General features: G+C 42.4%; 15 protein-coding genes and 1 pseudogene. 6 read left to right on the forward strand and 10 right to left on the reverse strand.

Translation table 11 applies throughout. The annotated features are described in order from the left end of the window. Window positions 1-366: 366 nt before the first annotated feature. The 8 genes and pseudogenes from M3O96_RS18895 to M3O96_RS18925 form a co-directional block, all read right to left on the reverse strand. Entirely contained in the window at window positions 367-963 is a 597-nt protein-coding gene (locus M3O96_RS18895; RefSeq protein ID WP_249723126.1) for a 3-keto-disaccharide hydrolase, read from the reverse strand. Further along, complete coding sequence (locus M3O96_RS18900; protein ID WP_249723127.1) at window positions 960-1,718, reverse strand: 3-keto-disaccharide hydrolase; 759 nt, start codon at window positions 1,716-1,718, stop codon at window positions 960-962. Before M3O96_RS18900 ends, M3O96_RS18895 begins: the two co-directional genes overlap by 4 nt. A 2-nt stretch (window positions 1,719-1,720) precedes the next feature. Next, window positions 1,721-3,073, reverse strand: coding sequence for a Gfo/Idh/MocA family oxidoreductase (locus M3O96_RS18905; protein WP_249723128.1), 1,353 nt, complete (start codon window positions 3,071-3,073; stop codon window positions 1,721-1,723). A 123-nt stretch (window positions 3,074-3,196) separates the two neighbouring features. Beyond that, complete coding sequence (locus M3O96_RS22140) at window positions 3,197-3,508, reverse strand: helical backbone metal receptor (protein WP_349630858.1); 312 nt, start codon at window positions 3,506-3,508, stop codon at window positions 3,197-3,199. Continuing rightward, window positions 3,390-3,950 carry a helical backbone metal receptor gene (locus M3O96_RS18910; RefSeq protein WP_349630857.1) on the reverse strand — a complete coding sequence of 187 codons (561 nt, stop codon included), beginning with the start codon at window positions 3,948-3,950 and terminating at the stop codon, window positions 3,390-3,392. Before M3O96_RS18910 ends, M3O96_RS22140 begins: the two co-directional genes overlap by 119 nt. A gap of 65 nt (window positions 3,951-4,015) precedes the next feature. Continuing rightward, the gene (locus tag M3O96_RS18915) at window positions 4,016-5,083 is read right to left on the reverse strand and encodes a M42 family metallopeptidase (protein WP_249723129.1); all 1,068 of its coding nucleotides are present in this window, start codon (window positions 5,081-5,083) and stop codon (window positions 4,016-4,018) included. A 63-nt stretch (window positions 5,084-5,146) separates the two neighbouring features. Continuing rightward, window positions 5,147-5,500 (reverse strand): annotated as a pseudogene (locus tag M3O96_RS18920) (four helix bundle protein). 87 nt (window positions 5,501-5,587) lie between these two features. Continuing rightward, the gene (locus M3O96_RS18925; RefSeq protein WP_249723130.1) at window positions 5,588-7,171 is read right to left on the reverse strand and encodes an acyl-CoA carboxylase subunit beta; all 1,584 of its coding nucleotides are present in this window, start codon (window positions 7,169-7,171) and stop codon (window positions 5,588-5,590) included. 164 nt (window positions 7,172-7,335) lie between these two features. On the opposite strand from M3O96_RS18925, the gene M3O96_RS18930 reads away from it, so the two are divergent. The 6 genes from M3O96_RS18930 to M3O96_RS18955 all read left to right on the forward strand — a co-directional run bounded on the left by M3O96_RS18930 (window position 7,336) and on the right by M3O96_RS18955 (window position 12,434). Continuing rightward, entirely contained in the window at window positions 7,336-8,295 is a 960-nt protein-coding gene (locus M3O96_RS18930; RefSeq protein ID WP_249723140.1) for a Ppx/GppA phosphatase family protein, read from the forward strand. 28 nt (window positions 8,296-8,323) lie between these two features. After that, window positions 8,324-9,394 carry an Ldh family oxidoreductase gene (locus tag M3O96_RS18935; protein WP_249723141.1) on the forward strand — a complete coding sequence of 357 codons (1,071 nt, stop codon included), beginning with the start codon at window positions 8,324-8,326 and terminating at the stop codon, window positions 9,392-9,394. An 86-nt stretch (window positions 9,395-9,480) separates the two neighbouring features. Beyond that, window positions 9,481-9,678, forward strand: coding sequence for a hypothetical protein (locus tag M3O96_RS18940; protein WP_249723142.1), 198 nt, complete (start codon window positions 9,481-9,483; stop codon window positions 9,676-9,678). A 1-nt stretch (window position 9,679) separates the two neighbouring features. After that, on the forward strand, window positions 9,680-10,129 hold the full coding sequence (locus tag M3O96_RS18945) for a DUF6036 family nucleotidyltransferase (RefSeq protein WP_249723143.1): 450 nt from the start codon (window positions 9,680-9,682) through the stop codon (window positions 10,127-10,129). A 116-nt stretch (window positions 10,130-10,245) separates the two neighbouring features. Continuing rightward, window positions 10,246-11,616, forward strand: a complete 1,371-nt coding sequence (locus tag M3O96_RS18950) for a Gfo/Idh/MocA family protein (protein WP_249723144.1) — start codon at window positions 10,246-10,248, stop codon at window positions 11,614-11,616. A 95-nt stretch (window positions 11,617-11,711) separates the two neighbouring features. After that, window positions 11,712-12,434: a DUF4397 domain-containing protein gene (locus M3O96_RS18955; RefSeq protein WP_249723145.1), complete on the forward strand. Its 723-nt coding sequence runs from the start codon at window positions 11,712-11,714 to the stop codon at window positions 12,432-12,434. Between the two features lie 47 nt (window positions 12,435-12,481). On the opposite strand, the gene cysM is transcribed toward M3O96_RS18955, so the two are convergent. Together cysM and epsC are read right to left on the reverse strand one after the other, a co-directional pair. Further along, window positions 12,482-13,360, reverse strand: a complete 879-nt coding sequence (gene cysM, locus M3O96_RS18960) for a cysteine synthase CysM (protein ID WP_249723149.1) — start codon at window positions 13,358-13,360, stop codon at window positions 12,482-12,484. Continuing rightward, on the reverse strand, window positions 13,357-14,190 hold the full coding sequence (epsC, locus tag M3O96_RS18965; RefSeq protein ID WP_249723151.1) for a serine O-acetyltransferase EpsC: 834 nt from the start codon (window positions 14,188-14,190) through the stop codon (window positions 13,357-13,359). The genes cysM and epsC overlap by 4 nt, the downstream gene beginning before the upstream one ends. Window positions 14,191-14,203 lie beyond the last annotated feature (13 nt).

The raw sequence follows: 14,203 nt of genomic DNA on the forward strand, positions 1-14,203 counted from the left end.
GTGAAAATCCATTAATTCCGTTTCTCCAGTATTTCAATGAACTTTTACCTCATCTCTTCAAGGTAGTGTAAGACCGTTGTCTTAGGGTATTTTTTCCGTTCCTTACGAACAGGAGTGCAAAGGTAAGAATTAATCTTGTAACAAATAATGAAAAATGAATAATTTATTTTACTCGCTTTTTTCAATACCCCTGCCCCCCGATTGGGAGTGCAAAGGTGTAAATCATTTTTATAACCACAAAGTTGAATTCTAAAAAAAATGAATTCTAGGACAAATGTCACTGAACCTCAGCAAGAAAAAATCATAAAAAAATCCTGTCCCGTTTTAAACACGAGACAGGACTTCACTATAATTGAATATTATTTCCTAAAGTGATTTCAAAGAGACATTTCTCCAATAAACTTTGATCCCACCGCCATCATGGATCTGCAACAAAATGCCTCCTTCACCTTGACCGATTTTTTCGTCAGTATAGTCGACCATCTCCACTCCATTTACAAAAGAAGTGACCCTATCTCCTTTTACAATGATCTTCATCTTGTTCCATTCTCCATATTTCAAGGCTTTGTCCTTTTCAGGGTCAGGCTTAATCAACCAACCTCTACCATAACTTTCATAAATCCCACCAGTATCATTCCCGGGAGGGGCTACTTCTACCTGCCAACCTGAAACCTTGGTACCGTCAACTGTAGATCGGATAAAAACCCCACTGTTGCCATCTGCTTCCTGTTTGAACTCAAGGTTGATCTCAAAATTTTTATATTGCTTTTCTGTTCCCAAATAGCCATAACCTTTGTCCGATCCACTTTCAGAGACAATCAATCCATTTTCCACATACCATTTTTCGGTGCCGTAGACTATCCAACCCGTCAAATCCTTGCCGTTGAACAGCTTCTCTTTTTTCTGACCAAATGATACTTGAGCCAACAAAAGGAATGAGCATACAATTAATAACTTCTTCATAATGGTCTTATTTTAATGTTTTTGAACCAAACTTCGCTTCCGTGGTCCTGAAGTGCGATCAATCCAGATTTTGAAATCGCGTAATCGGGAAAAGCATCCCATTTACCACTGTTCCTTTTTGTTTTCCAATCCTCAGAGTAAGGCACAAATTCGACTGTTTTCTTTCCATTCAAATAGTATTCCGCCTTTTCATTGGTGAAAATAATTTTTGAAACATTCCATTCCCCTGCAGGCTTTACCACCCCTTCGAGGTCAGGGACATACATCGCATAGTCTGCTGCCAAAGATTGCCAATCTTCCAAAGGCTGCGGAAATCCCAACTGATCTATCACCTGATATTCCGGTCCTGTGTAATATGGCGCTGCATATTTCTGGTCCTCCACTACATGGTAGAAGACGCCACTGTTTCCACCTGTTGCTATCTTCCAAGTAAATTCCATTTCAAATTGCTCAAATTCCAAAGGTGCGAATACAATATCTCCGCCAACATCCCCTCCCTCATGGCCAAGACCTTTGAGCGCACCATCTTCCACAGTCCAATTTGGCGGTAAAGAATCTCCATTAAAAGCTCTCCATCCATCAGTATTGACTCCGTCAAACAACAACATCCATCCTGCTGATTTTTCATCTTCGGAAAGGGAATTATCAGGAAGAATTACTTCAGCTACTTCTTCTGTCACTTCTTCAGCAGGCTTTGGGCTACAGGCCCAAGCAAAGGAGATCAAAGCTATCCAAGCTATTCTTGTGTATTTCATAACTATATCAATTTCATATTTACGGGATCCCATTTCATAAACTTATCTTGGAAATAACTGTCGTTGCACAACAAGGCCGGAGCTGCTGCCCTAAATCCAAATATCGGATCTTCGGCTACGGTGCCATTTGTTCTTATGGCATTGAACCAATTTCCAAAATGGTCATAATGTGCGCCTTTCCAGCTTCTTTCCGCAGCATAAACTGTTTCACGAGGAGGAAGGATTTTGGCTCTACTTTCTTCTGTAGCTCCTCTCAATTTCGCCTGCTCTCTCAAAAACGGATCATCACTTTCAGCATTCTGATTGAGTTTGACGACCACTTCTTCCCACTTGACGTCCATAGAACCTTTGGTGCCCACTATTCTCAAATAAGTGGTACCGCTCGTCCCATCGACAAAATTACACCTTAAAGAAAGGTTGAATCCTGGATGCTCGGGAGTCTGAGGGTAATCAAACATACCCAACAGCACATCGGGAACTTCTCTGCCGTCTTTCCAATACCTCAACCCACCCATAGAGGATACCTTGGTCGGGCCTTTGGAATTGGTAATAAAATGCAAACTTGAAAACAGGTGGACGAATAAATCGCCGGACATGCCGGTACCATAATCAAGGTAATTTCTCCACCTGAAAAATCTCAAAGGATCCCAATCTCTTGCAGTGGTATTGGAAATGTATTTTTTCCAATCAACAGTCTGCTCATTTCCATCTTTTGGAACATTGTATTGCCATGCGCCTTCGGGAGAATGTCTTGCCCAAAATCCTTCTGCATATACAATGTCGCCTATCGCTCCTGCAGCAAGCAGTTCCTTGGCTTTTTCATTACCCAATGAAGAAACACCTTGGCTGCCAACTACCATCACTTTACCGGATTTTTTCCATGCGTTGACAACATCCATTCCTTCTTTGACAGAATGTACCATCGGTTTTTCGCAGTAAACGTGCTTTCCGGCATTCATCGCATCGATACTGATCTGCTTGTGCCAATGGTCGGGAGTCGCAATAATAACAGCGTCAATGTCTTTTCTTTTGAGAACTTCCTGATAATCTTGGGTGACAAACAAATCGGCTCCCCACTTCTGCTTTGCCGACTCAAGTCTGCCCTTGTACAAATCACAAACAGCCACCAACTTGACATTGGCATGTCTCAGAGCAGAATTGGTATCTTCTGTTCCCATGATTCCTGCACCGATCAACGCCAGGTTGATGGGCGTGTCATTGGCGGAAACAATGGCTATATCTCTTTCGAGGAAATTTTTATCGGGTATTTCTTCTGAAAATGCCAGGGGACTAATCGCAGCAGCAGCTCCTGTTGCACCTAGCTTTTTTAAGAAATGTCTTCTGTTTTGCTTCATTGTCTTGGGTTAGTTATTATTTAATTTTAAGAATCGAAAAGTTACTTAAATTTTTTATAAAAGTATTTTTCAATGCTCTATAATTTTATAAACGGAATCTGACCAAGATAAGCAATCTCTCTCCTAAAGGGTTGAAAAATATTTTCCCGCTAAAACCAACCTGCTTCCGTACCAAGAAAACATTTCCCCATCCACTATTCGAATTTTGGTTTTGGGTAATCTTTCTTTGAAAAATGAGATATGCAATTCTTTGAATGGATAAGGCTCTGAACTGAGCAAAAGATAATCCGGATTCAATTTGACTATTTCTTCCAAATCAATCTCGGGATACCGAAACTGGTTGATGAGATTTTTGAAGCCTGCTTTTTCTAACATGGAATCTATAAATGTATTGGTTCCGACAGCAATTAAAGGATCTTTCCAAATCAGGTAAATGGCGGATCCTTTGAAATTGAACTCTTTTTCCAATCCTTGTTTGATCTGAGATTTGGATGGCTTTGATGGAAGTATCCGTCAACTCCCCTATGCCCAAAATCATTCTGTAAGCATCTTCCAAAGTGTAAATATCACTCATCCAAACAGGATATTTCTCAGCTAGTTTTTCGATTCCCTCTTTGTAATTTTCCTCCTTGTTTCCAATAATTAGATCCGGTTGAAGCGATTCTATTTTGTCAAAATAAAAATTTTTTGTTCCCCCGATGATCATCTTTTCTTTTTTCAATCCTTTGGGATGGATACAAAATTTGGTAATACCTACAATTCTCTCTCTCAAACCCAAATCCACCAAAAGCTCTGTCTGCGACGGTACCAAGGAAACAATCCTTTTTGGGGGATTTGGAAGGGAAATGGTGCGATTGAGTTGGTCTAAATATATCATAGTCTACCGACCACAGCCCACAGTCCACGGTGGTTGCTCCCAACAGTGGACTATGGTCTATGGACTTATTTTATATATCTAAAATCAAACTCCGGATCCAATTCAGCCAAGAATTGGTACATCAGCAAGATGACATTTTCGATATCTTCTTTGCTGGCAGTCTCCACAGTGGTGTGCATGTATTTCAAAGGAAGGGAAATCAACGCTGAAGGGACGCCTTCATTGGAATAGGCAAAAGCATCTGTATCTGTTCCAGTACTTCTCGAAGCGGCCGCCCGTTGGAACGGAATGCTGTTTTTCTTGGCGGATTCGATGACCAAATCCAACAACTTTTTGTGGACTGCAGCACCATAAGTTAAGACAGGTCCTTTTCCTGCTACCTGCTCGCCACTTGTTATCTTGGAATACATCGGTGCAGTAGTATCGTGGCACACATCGGTGATGATCGCTACATTCGGCTTGATGCGGGCAGCAATCATTTCTGCGCCTCGGAGACCGATTTCTTCCTGCACGGCATTGACAATATATAAACCAAACGGAAGTTTGAGGCCTGACTCTTTGATTTTCCGCGCCACCTGCGCGATCATATAGCCACCAATCCTGTTGTCCAAAGCCCGGCCTGAATAGAATTTCCCATTCAATTCCTGTAGTTCATCTTTGAAGGTAATAACACAACCGACATGAATTCCCAATGCCTCCACTTCCTCTTTGTTTCTTGCACCGACATCGATGAAAATATTATCCAAAGTCGGGGCTTCCTCCTTACCTTCTTTCCTTACGTGGATTGCCGGCCAACCAAAAACTCCGGGAATGACGGCATTGTCCGTATGGATATTCACCCGCATGGATGGTGCAATCATGTGGTCAGACCCGCCGTTTCTACGGACATAGATATAGCCGTCGGCATTGATATAATTGACAAACCAACTGATCTCGTCGGCATGGGCTTCGATGACAACCTTGTATTCCGCTTCGGGATTGATCACCCCGACGACTGTTCCATAGCTATCAGTAAAGTAGCTGTCTACAAAAGGCTTGACATAATCCAACCAGATCTGTTGGCCCGACGCCTCAAATCCCGTCGGCGAGGCGTTGTTGAGGTATTTGTAGAGGAAGTTTAATTTGTTTTCCATATTGAATTTTTTTATTAATAATGTCAACTGTCGACGGACGACGGTCCACAGCAGGTCTAGAGGTCAGTTGATGTTATTTCGTAATGATTGAAGTTTTACTATTAAATTCTCTATTGAGGTGTAAAGAAATAAAAATTCATCTTCAAAAATAATTCCTCTCTTTCTCCCTAAGTGGAGACAACCTACTACTTCAATTCCTGATCGGATAGAATAACCTAGAAATTTCTTGAATTCGGCATTCGATTAGCCCGTTGATCCTTCTGCAATATTTAAAGCAATCGAATCAGCAGCACGCTGGAGTTGCTGGGCCAAAACATATTTTTCATCTGTTGGAAATTTTTTAATCAGTTTATTAATCTCCAATGAATAATCCAACGCCATTTCCCAAACCCTCAAGTTTTCGAACTTAAAAGCCATACCTTATCTATTTTGTTTCAATCACTATTTAAACCATGGTAAGAATACCTATTGCCCGGGACCTGTGGTCTGTGGTCTGTTGACATTTTAAAGCGGTATATTCCCATGCTTTTTCCTAGGTAGCTTGTCCACTTTGTTTTCGAGCATTTTGAAACCTCGGATCAGTTTTTCTCTTGTTTCGGAGGGGATGATGACTTCGTCTATAAAACCCCTGTGGGCAGCACGGTAAGGATTGGCAAATTTGGCGGTGTAGTCATCTATTTTCTCTTGAAGTTTGGCTTCCGGATCCTCTGCTTCTGCTATTTCTCTCTTGAAAATAATCTCAGCTGCACCTTTAGCGCCCATCACGGCGATCTCGGCTGTGGGCCACGCAAAATTCAGATCAGCACCGATATGCTTGGAATTCATCACATCATAAGCTCCTCCATAAGCTTTTCGGGTGATCACGGTTATCCTTGGAACTGTGGCTTCCGAAAAAGCATAGAGCAACTTCGCTCCATTGGTTATGATTCCATTCCATTCCTGATCTGTTCCCGGCAAAAATCCCGGAACATCCACCAATACCAAAAGTGGGACATTGAAGGAGTCACAAGTCCTCACAAACCTTGCTGCTTTTATTGATGCATGGTTGTCCAAAACTCCGGCAAGTGATTGCGGTTGATTTCCTACTATTCCGATGCTCCTACCTGCAAGTCTTGCAAATCCTACGACAATATTGTCTGCGTAATTTTTGTGCACTTCCAAAAATGATCCTTCATCACAAATCCCATTTACCACATCCCGGATATCATATGGATGGTTAAGGTTGTCAGGTATGATGGTATCCAAAACCTTTCTAGATTCATCTTCTTTCAGATCATAGGCATAAACAGGGGCTGTATCCTCGCAGTTTTGCGGCATGTAACTGAGCAGTTTTTTGATATGTTGGATACATTCCAATTCATTGGCACAGGCAAAATGAGTAACCCCACTTTTGGTGGAATGTGTGCTCGCCCCGCCCAATTCCTCTGCGGTGACATTTTCAGCAGTGACGGTTTTTACGACATTGGGTCCGGTCACAAACATGTAGGAGGTGTTTTCGACCATCAGAATAAAATCCGTAATCGCTGGGGAGTATACAGCGCCACCAGCACAAGGTCCCATGATGGCCGATATCTGAGGTACCACGCCTGAAGCCAAAGTATTTCTATAAAAAATATCTGCATATCCACCCAAGGAGACAACGCCTTCCTGAATCCTTGCTCCTCCCGAATCATTCAAGCCGATCACTGGCGCACCGTTTTTCATGGCCATATCCATGATTTTACAGATCTTCTCAGCATGAGTTTCGGAAAGGGATCCTCCAAAAACGGTAAAATCCTGGGAATATACATAGACCAAGCGGCCATTGATTTCTCCATATCCAGTCACCACTCCATCACCAAGGTAATGCTCTTTGTCCAGTCCAAAATCCTTTGCACGGTGCATCACAAACTTGTCGATTTCCTGAAAAGTACCTCCATCCATCAAAAAGTGGATTCTTTCCCTTGCAGTAAGTTTTCCTTTCTTGTGTTGGGCACCAATTCTTGCTTCTCCCCCACCGAGCAAAGCTTCCTCGTTTTTCTTATTCAATAATTCAAATTTGTCCTTATTGGAGGGAAGGGTATATACACCTTTGATTTTGCTGTCCATGTTGCTAAAGTTATTTGGTTAGGTCAAATATAATGCGGGACAATCTAGCGAGGAAATTTAAATTGAGGAACATCAGGGAAATTCGATTTCGGGGTTGTAGATAAATTCTTAACAATGGAATTAGAATAAACTTTTTATATTCGCGCATTCAAAAATTACGGGGTATGATTCCGACCAAAGCTGCGATTATCGACATGGGTACCAATACGTTTCACCTACTTTTAGTGGAATTGTATGCAGACAGGTTCGAGACTATATATAAGGAGAAAATTCCCGTCAAAATCGGACAAGGTGGTATCAGCCGCAACACCATTCATCCCGATGCCGAAAAAAGAGCTTTCCATACTTTACATCATTTCAAAAATCTGATTGACGGTGAAGGAATCACAAGCATTTTTGCCTTTGCTACAAGTGGGGTGAGGAATGCTGACAATGGAAAAGAATTTGTAGCCAAAATAAAGGCCGAGTTTCAGATTGATGTACTTATCATCGATGGGGAACAGGAAGCCCAAATGATCTATGAAGGCATCAGGTTTAGCGGTTCACTCACGGGTGAAACTTGCCTGATGATGGATATCGGAGGCGGCTCAGTTGAATTTATTATTGGCAATTCCCAAGAAGCTTTTTGGAGAAAAAGCTTTGAAATTGGTGGTCAGAGGATGCTTGACCTGTTTCATTATCATGATCCAATATTGCCTGAGGAGGCCGAAAACCTCACTTTTTATCTCGAACAAAAACTTGTGGAACTTCTTGAAGCCATCAACACCTTCAATCCAACTTGTTTGGTTGGTTCTTCAGGGACTTTCGATACTTTGACTGACATTTATTTTGCTTCTCTGCATGAAACCAAGTTGAAGACCCAACAGGTTTTTCAATTGCCCACACAAGAATTTGAATTGATCGCCCAAAAGCTCTTGACACTCAATAGAGACCAAAGGCTTTTGATCCCCGGCATGATCGAAATGCGGGTGGATATGATCGTCGTGGCAGCCTGCCTGATCGAATATATCTTGAAGTTTGTTCCTGTTTCTACTTTGATTTGTTCCAATTTTGCACTGAAAGAAGGGGCTATTGCGGAATTGATGGGAAAACATTCCCAAGTCCAAACGCTTATCAGCAGGTAATCCAATCCTTTAAATCCGGATCCCAACCATGATATTTTCATACGCCGACCTGTTCGATTTTACCAAATCCATACTTTTAAAAATCGGCTGTCCTGAAAAAGATGCAGCGCTTGCCGCTGATGTTTTGTTATCGGCAGACCTCAGAGGTGTGGATTCTCATGGCGTGGCAAGGCTTTCCGGTTATGTGAGACTGTGGGAAAAAGGAAGAATTAACGCCACTCCAAATATCAAGATAGTCCACGAAACTCCGAGCACGGCTGTGGTGGATGGTGACGGTGGTTTGGGTTTGGTTGTCGCACCTTTTGCTATGCAAGTGGCGATTGACAAAGCCAAAATCGCGGGTACAGGTTGGGTTTCGGTGAAGCATTCCAACCACTACGGCATCGCGGGATATCATGCCATGATGGCACTCGACCATGATATGATCGGTATCTCACTTACCAACGCAAGTCCTTTGGTAAGTCCGACTTTTTCCAAAGAAAGATTACTTGGAACCAATCCCATAGCCGTGGCTATTCCGGCTAAAAACCAACCTCCTTTTGTCGCCGATATGGCCACCACAACTGCGGCGAATGGTAAATTGGAAATCCTGCAGAGAAAAGAAATGGATGCACCTCTTGGATGGGTACAGGACAAAGACGGTAATCAGACCACTGATTCCAATGGTGTGAAAAAGGGAGGGGCTTTGCTTCCGCTCGGAGGAGACAGAGAGCATGGTTCGCACAAAGGATATGCTTTGGGAGCGATTGTGGATATATTTTCCGCTGTGCTTTCGGGAGCAAATTATGGACCTTGGGTTCCACCCTTTGTGGCATTCCTTGAGCCAGACCCCAATCCGGTCGGTGAGGGTTTAGGACATTTTTTTGGAGCGATGCGGGTGGATGCTTTCCGTCCTGCAGATGACTTCAAATCCCATATGGACAATTGGATTAGCAGATTCCGTCAGGCAAAACCAACCGAAGGAAATGAAAAAGTATTAATTCCCGGTGATCCCGAGCGCGAACTTGAAGCCGAAAGAAGGGTCAGTGGAATTCCACTGCTTAAACCGGTGGAAGAAGATTTGAGGAGTTTGGGAGAAAGATTTGGAGTAAAATTATAAACAGAAGTCTACCCAAATCATACTCCATCTTCATTTATTTTTTGAATAAATTCTCAATCCGAGTTCATTTTGGTAAATTGACCTTCATGGAATTTAAATTAGACAGGACAGCATTCAGAGCATCGAAGGCAGATGAACAAGTGAACTACGGCGAGGAATACCGTGGAAAAAGTCCAGGGGAATTGCTGGAGATTGCATTTTATCTAAATAGCTTGGCCTATGGTTTTTCTCTAGATAATCCACCTAAGATGGATAAAACTGTTTTCAGCGCAAGGAAGAGATAAAATGGAAAACATATTCCCTAATGATTTCAAGGACTTTATCCGTTGCTTCAATAAGCACAATGTTGACTATATTTTGGTTGGTGGTTTTTCTGTAATCTTACATGGATATCCTAGAAACACGGGTGATATGGATATTTGGGTAAAAAGAAGTTTTGAAAACTTCAAGAAAATCGAACAAGCATTTTTGGATTTTGGGATGCCATTATTTGATATGACCTCAGAAAACTTTTTACATAATAAAAATTGGGATGTTTTCACTTTTGGAAGATCTCCTGTGGCAATAGATTTAATGGTTGAGGTGAAAGGTCTCAACTTTGGAAAGGCCTTTGAATCCTCCATTATTTTTTCTGATAAAGATTTTTATGTCCGAACTATTTCAAAAGAGGACCTCATCAAAGCCAAAAAGTCTGTAATGAGACCAAAGGACATGGATGATTTGCAGAATTTGTAAAATCATTTGAAAAGGCCTTAATTGTTGACCACCCATCAAATCACATTTGTTTGGTTTTTACCTTTTTGTAAATTGTAATTGTTTCAAATCCTTAACCTAGATACCCAAAAACACTTATGAACACATCCACCTACAACAGAAGACAATTCCTAAAAACCGGCGGTTTTGCCACCTTGGCACTGGCAAGCATGGGAATGATGGGAATGAATCCAATCCAAAACGAAACACCCTTAAAAGTTGCTTTGATAGGATCGGGTTGGTATGGGAAAAGTGACCTTTTCCGATTGATTCAGGTGGCAAATGTAGAAGTGGTGGCCCTCTGTGATGTGGATAAAAATATGTTGAAGGAGGCCGGTGACTTGGTAGCAAAAAGACAGAAGTCAGGAAAAGTTCCTAAGCTCTATGCTGACTACAGGGATTTGCTCAAAGAAAATAAACTAGATATCACCGTGATTGGTTCTCCCGATCATTGGCATGCACTACAAGCTATAGCAGCAATCAAATCAGGTTCCCATGTTTACCTCCAAAAACCCATCTCAGTAGATGTCATCGAAGGTGAAGCTGTGGTAGCTGCAGCACGGAAATACAACAAAATGGTGCAGGTCGGCACTCAACGAAGAAGCACTCCCCACCTTTGGGATGCCAAAAAACAGGTTTTGGATGGCGGCATGTTGGGTAAGATTTCGCATGTTGAGATCTGTTGCTATTACCACATGAGAGCCAACGGAAACCCACCTGTTGAGCCGGTACCTGCATTTTTGGATTATGACATGTGGACCGGTCCTGCCCCCCTGCGTCCTTATGATGGAATTCCGCATACCAGATGGTGGAGAACATTTATGGAATATGGAAATGGAATCCCGGGCGATATGTGTGTTCACATGTTGGATACAGTACGTTGGCTTTTGGGTCTTGGCTGGCCAAGCAAAATAACTGCAACCGGAGGAATTTATGTCCAAAAAGAGGGAAAATCCAATATTGCAGATACCCAGACAGCTATCTATGAATTTGATGGACTGAATGTCGTGTGGCAGCACCGTACCTGGGGCAATCCTGTTGATCCTGAATATCCTTGGTCTTTCAAGATTTTTGGTGAGAAGGGAACTTTGGCCGGAAGCACCATGAAAGCTGAATTTATCCCTTTTGGAAAAGGTGAAAAAATTCTTTTCGATGTTCTGTTTGAAAAAGAACAATATCCCGAAGACTTGACAGAAAACAGGATCGAACTAAATGCGGCACCTGCCACCAGAAGACAGATGCAAAACCTATTGGATTCCATGAAAACCGGAGAACTCCCTGTTGCAGATATTGAAGAAGGACACATCTCCACAGCAAGTTGCATTCTGGCAAATATGTCTATGGAACTTGGAAGACCACTCATCTATGATCCAAAAAAGAGAATTGTGGTAGGTGATGCCGAAGCGACGCAAAAACTCAGAAGGCCTTATAGAGGTCCTTGGGTCCATCCCGAACCGGATAAAGTCTAAGATCCAATCCCTGCAAATAAATTCAGGGATTTTTTTTCCTTTTGTAGCAGTTTTTAACCAACCACCGTCTAGTAGTTGTATTAACTTAACCAACTATGATGATCACTGAATTAAAAACAAAATTTTCCGGCATCTTGAGGTCGGTTTCAGCATTATTCTTATCACTGTTCTTATTTGCGGGATGTGTCCCTGATTTGGACCAACCTGCTCAACCACCCTCAGCTTTTGTCGCCATTTATCATGGTTCGCCAGATGGGCCTGATTTGGACATATATGCTGAATCAAGAAAAATCAATAACCAAGCGTTGCTATTTGGTCAGACCTTCCCATACAGTGGTTTTTTTGCTGGAGAAAGAAGACTACGTTTCAATCCTTTCAATGCACAGAATACCCTATTGGAGAAAAATGTAAACCTAGCCCAAGACAAAATTTACACAGTATTTTTGGTGAACAAAGCCGCAGATTTGGATGCCATTCAGGTAGAAGACATTTGGGAAGAACCGGACGGAGTGAAGTCCCAATTGAGACTTGTACACCTATCTCCTGATTCGGGAGACTTGGAGGTAAGTATTGCTGATCAGACTCCATTTGGGACAGCTACCAGCTACCTCTCCGTAACTGACTTTCTTCAACATGGAAAAGGAAAAGTGAAAGTGGTGGTAAAATCTAAAACTTCCGGAGAGATTTTGGTGACTGTAGACGAAATTGAGTTATTGGGCAATAGAGTTTATTCTCTGATTATCCGTGGATTTGAAAATCCTTCCAATGGCAATAACCCGATCAGCGTCCAGTTATTGACCAACTTTATTAAGTTTTAAAAATTGATTTTTGTGGAAAACCCGGGGGCAATGCTTCCAGGATTTTTTTACCCAAAAAGGTCAGAACTCAGATACCGGTCTCCTCTATCGCAGGTGATACAGACTATGAGGCCTGAATCCAACTCAGAAGCGAGTTGCAATGCTGCATACAAAGCTCCGCCACTGCTCATCCCTGCCAAAATTCCCTCTTCCTTAGCCATTCTTCTGGTCATCATGGTTGCAGATTCTTGACTGACGTCAATAACCCGATCTACCCGGCTAGCATCAAAAATCTTTGGTAAAAACTCAGGTGTCCATCTTCTGATTCCGGGAATCTGCGAACCGTCGGTAGGTTGGGTTCCTACAATCTGAATGGTGGGATTTTTCTCTTTGAGGTATTTTGATACACCCATGATGGTCCCTGTAGTCCCCATAGCCGATACAAAGTGCGTGACTTTCCCATTAGTATCGTTCCAAATCTCCGGACCGGTACTGTAATAATGCGCCATGTAATTGTCTGGATTGGAAAACTGGTCTAGCATAAAATAACCTTCCTCTGATGCCATTTTATCTGCTAATTCCCTTGAATATTCAATTGTCCTTTCTGCAGGTGTCAAGACTACCTTTGCACCGTAAGCTTCCATTGAAAGTATTCTTTCTCTTGTAGAATTATCGGGCATGACCAAGGTCATTTTGAGGCCGAGAATATTGGCAACCATGGCCAAAGCAATGCCTGTGTTGCCTGAAGTTGCTTCCACAAGTCTGTCTCCCGGTTTGATATCTCCCCTTTCCAGCGCACATTTGATCATGTTGTAAGCTGCACGGTCCTTGACACTACCCCCGGGGTTTTGTCCCTCCATTTTGCAAAAAATCTTCACCTTTGGATTGGTTGGGATTTTGACTGCCTCCACCAAGGGCGTATTTCCAATCAGGTCAGTTAATTTCATCCTTCATTTTTTATGATATAGGTATCAGTCTGATCCAAGTCAGGATTATACATTTTTGCCTGGTAATAAATCTTGCTGTTTGGAGGCACGCTTTTGGTGATCCAAACATTTCCCCCGATGGTAGAATTCCTTCCGATCACCGTATTGCCACCCAAAATAGTCGCTCCCGCGTAGATGACCACATCATCTTCGATAGTAGGATGTCTCTTTTTGTCTGCATCTTCTTTGTCCACACTCAATGCACCCAAGGTGACGCCTTGGTAGATCTTCACACAATCACCGATGACGGTAGTCTCCCCAATAACGATGCCCGTACCGTGGTCGATACAAAAGCGCTCCCCGATTTTGGCTCCGGGATGGATATCAACACCTGTTTTGCTGTGGGAGTATTCTGTGATCATCCTCGGAATCAGCGTCACACCATAAGAGTGTAACAGATGGGCAATCCTGTAAGCCGCCACGGCATAGAATCCGGGATAGCATCTGATAATTTCTGTCATGGATTTGGCAGCAGGGTCTCCGTCGTACAATGCCTCCACATCTTGGATCAATAGGTCATATACCCGCTCCAAATTCCCAAAGAAACCATTGGCGATCTCTATTCCATCTCCCTTGTACAAATGCTTATTCTTGAGCAAAACCTGTGATAGTTTATGTCTCAATTCCTCGATTTTTTCGGAAACCTGATCCTCTTCTCTTAAAAGTTCGCTAGCAAAATCCGGAAACAATAATCCCAAAACATTTTCAAAAAAAGTATGGATTAATTTTGGAGAAGGACATTGCGGACAATCCCGGTGTGATTTACTGAGTTTTTGAATCAGGGTATTCATATGGTTTTGGGTT

The organism is Aquiflexum sp. TKW24L (assembly GCF_023502205.1).
Classification (GTDB): domain Bacteria; phylum Bacteroidota; class Bacteroidia; order Cytophagales; family Cyclobacteriaceae; genus Cognataquiflexum.

Excerpts from the sequence above, each read along its gene's own strand:
- epsC (WP_249723151.1), bottom strand. The coding sequence starts at position 14,190 with ATGAATACCCTGATTCAAAAACTCAGTAAATCACACCGGGATTGTCCG.
- M3O96_RS18935 (WP_249723141.1), top strand. The coding sequence starts at position 8,324 with ATGATATTTTCATACGCCGACCTGTTCGATTTTACCAAATCCATACTT.
- M3O96_RS18955 (WP_249723145.1), top strand. The coding sequence starts at position 11,712 with ATGATGATCACTGAATTAAAAACAAAATTTTCCGGCATCTTGAGGTCG.
- M3O96_RS18925 (WP_249723130.1), bottom strand. The coding sequence starts at position 7,171 with ATGGACAGCAAAATCAAAGGTGTATATACCCTTCCCTCCAATAAGGAC.
- M3O96_RS18945 (WP_249723143.1), top strand. The coding sequence starts at position 9,680 with ATGGAAAACATATTCCCTAATGATTTCAAGGACTTTATCCGTTGCTTC.
- cysM (WP_249723149.1), bottom strand. The coding sequence starts at position 13,360 with ATGAAATTAACTGACCTGATTGGAAATACGCCCTTGGTGGAGGCAGTC.
- M3O96_RS18930 (WP_249723140.1), top strand. The coding sequence starts at position 7,336 with ATGATTCCGACCAAAGCTGCGATTATCGACATGGGTACCAATACGTTT.
- M3O96_RS18915 (WP_249723129.1), bottom strand. The coding sequence starts at position 5,083 with ATGGAAAACAAATTAAACTTCCTCTACAAATACCTCAACAACGCCTCG.
- M3O96_RS18905 (WP_249723128.1), bottom strand. The coding sequence starts at position 3,073 with ATGAAGCAAAACAGAAGACATTTCTTAAAAAAGCTAGGTGCAACAGGA.
- M3O96_RS18910 (WP_349630857.1), bottom strand. The coding sequence starts at position 3,950 with ATGATATATTTAGACCAACTCAATCGCACCATTTCCCTTCCAAATCCC.
- M3O96_RS18900 (WP_249723127.1), bottom strand. The coding sequence starts at position 1,718 with ATGAAATACACAAGAATAGCTTGGATAGCTTTGATCTCCTTTGCTTGG.
- M3O96_RS18940 (WP_249723142.1), top strand. The coding sequence starts at position 9,481 with ATGGAATTTAAATTAGACAGGACAGCATTCAGAGCATCGAAGGCAGAT.
- M3O96_RS18895 (WP_249723126.1), bottom strand. The coding sequence starts at position 963 with ATGAAGAAGTTATTAATTGTATGCTCATTCCTTTTGTTGGCTCAAGTA.
- M3O96_RS18950 (WP_249723144.1), top strand. The coding sequence starts at position 10,246 with ATGAACACATCCACCTACAACAGAAGACAATTCCTAAAAACCGGCGGT.